Origin of the sequence: Rhodopseudomonas sp. BR0C11 (assembly GCF_010820945.1) — a bacterium.
Classification (GTDB): Bacteria; Pseudomonadota; Alphaproteobacteria; order Rhizobiales; family Xanthobacteraceae; genus Rhodopseudomonas; species Rhodopseudomonas palustris_H.
Map to the genome: position 1 here is coordinate 1 of NZ_QTKI01000635.1, position 1,747 is coordinate 1,747.

Consider the following 1,747-nt stretch of genomic DNA (forward strand, 5'->3'; position numbering starts at 1 on the left):
GCCGGGGCGATGCGCCGCCAGCACCGTCAGCGCGAATTCGATGGTGTTCGGCAGTTGCACCGCGATCACCGAATTGCTCGGCAGACCGGCGGTGACGAAATGCGCGGCCAGCGCCGAGATCGCGCGGTCGGCCTCGGCGTAGGTCATGCGCCGCGGCGGCTGTCCGGTGATGCGCTGCTTGTCCGGCGGATCGATCAGCGCGATCGCATCCGGCTGACGGGCGAGGGTGCGGCGAAACAGTCCGTCGAGCGTCGGCGAGGTGTTGGGCGGGCTCACTGGATCACCTCTGCGGCGGTTGCTGCGGCGGCGGCCGATACCACCATGTTTCGGGAAGATAACCCGTCAGGGCGGTGGCCTTCGGACGTTCTAAACGATTCCAGCGCGCGATCCATTGCTCACGCACGCTGTACACAGGGACCACGTAGAACCCCGAGATCAGGACGCGATCGAGCGCGCGCACGGCGTCGACGAAATCGGCGCGGCCGCGGGCACGTAGCAACGCGGCAATCATCGCGTCGATCGCCGGATCCTTGGCGCCCATGTAGTTACGGGTGCCTGGCGTGTCGGCGGCGTCGCTCCCCCAATAGAACGACTGCTCGTTGCCGGGCGACAGTGATTGGTCCCAGCGGTTCGGGATCATGTCGAAGTCGTAGGCGAGGCGGCGCTGATCGAACTGCACGGCATCCACGGTGCGGACCGACACGGTAATGCCGGCGCGCTTGAGGTCGCGGGCGAACGCCAGTGCGATCCGCTCCTGCTCCCGCGTCGTCACGAGAAGCTCGAAGGTGAGGGGCTGGCGGGTGTTGCGCTTGCGCAGCACGGTGCCGTCGAGCTGGTAGCCGGCCTGCTCCAGCAGATCGAGCGCCCGGCGCAGGCCGGCGCGGTCGCGGCCCGAACCGTCGCTCGCCGGGAGCCGGAAACTGCCGTCCAGGATGTCGGCGCGGAGCCGCGGCAGATATGGCTGGAGCAGCTTGCGCTCGCCGTCATCGGCGGCGCGGCCATAGGCCGACAGCTCGGAGCCGCCGAAGAATCCCCCGGTGCGGGTATAGAGGCCGAAGAAGTAGTTGCGATTGATCCACTCGAAGTCGAACAGGTTGAGCAGTGCCTCGCGCACCCGAACATCGGCGAACACCGGACGGCGGGTGTTGAACACCAGCGTATCGGTCGGCTCCGGCGTGCCCGGCTTGATCGCGTCGCGGATCACGTCGCCATGCCTTGCGGCCGGGAAGTCATAGCCTTCGCTCCAACGCAGCGGATCGGTCTCGACGCGGAAGTCGTACAGCCCGCGCTTGAACGCCTCGAACTGTGCATTGGACTCGCGGAAGTAATCGATCCGCACCTCGTCGAAGTTCCACAGGCCGCGGTTGATCGGCAGGTCGCGGCCCCAATAGTTTGGATCGCGTGTCAGGGTGACGCTGGTACCGGCCTGAACATTGGTGACACGGTAGGGGCCCGAGCCGAGCGGCGGTTTGAGGGAGGTTTCTTCGAAGCTGTCGGGATCGACCGCGTGGCGCGGCAGCACCGGCATCAGGCCGAGGATCAGTGGCAGCTCGCGGTCCGGTGCACCGCCGAAATCGAACCGGACGGTGAGGGGATCGAGCGCTTCGGCGCTGGCGACCTTGCCGTAATACAGGCGGAGGTTCGGCCGGCCCTTGTCGCGGAGTAGCTTCCAGGAGAACAGCACGTCCTCGGCGGTGACCGGCTTGCCGTCGGAAAACCGGGCGCGCGGATCGATCCGGAATGTGAC

General features: G+C 67.0%; 2 protein-coding genes. Both read right to left on the minus strand.

Annotated elements, in window-relative coordinates:
* Positions 1-276: AMP-binding protein (locus DYI24_RS26055; protein WP_164574366.1), on the minus strand; the 276-nt coding region annotated here is incomplete at its 3' end.
* A 4-nt stretch (positions 277-280) separates the two neighbouring features.
* Positions 281-1,747, minus strand: a 1,467-nt coding sequence (locus DYI24_RS26060; RefSeq protein WP_164574367.1) for an extracellular solute-binding protein, incomplete at its 5' end; no start/stop codon positions are given.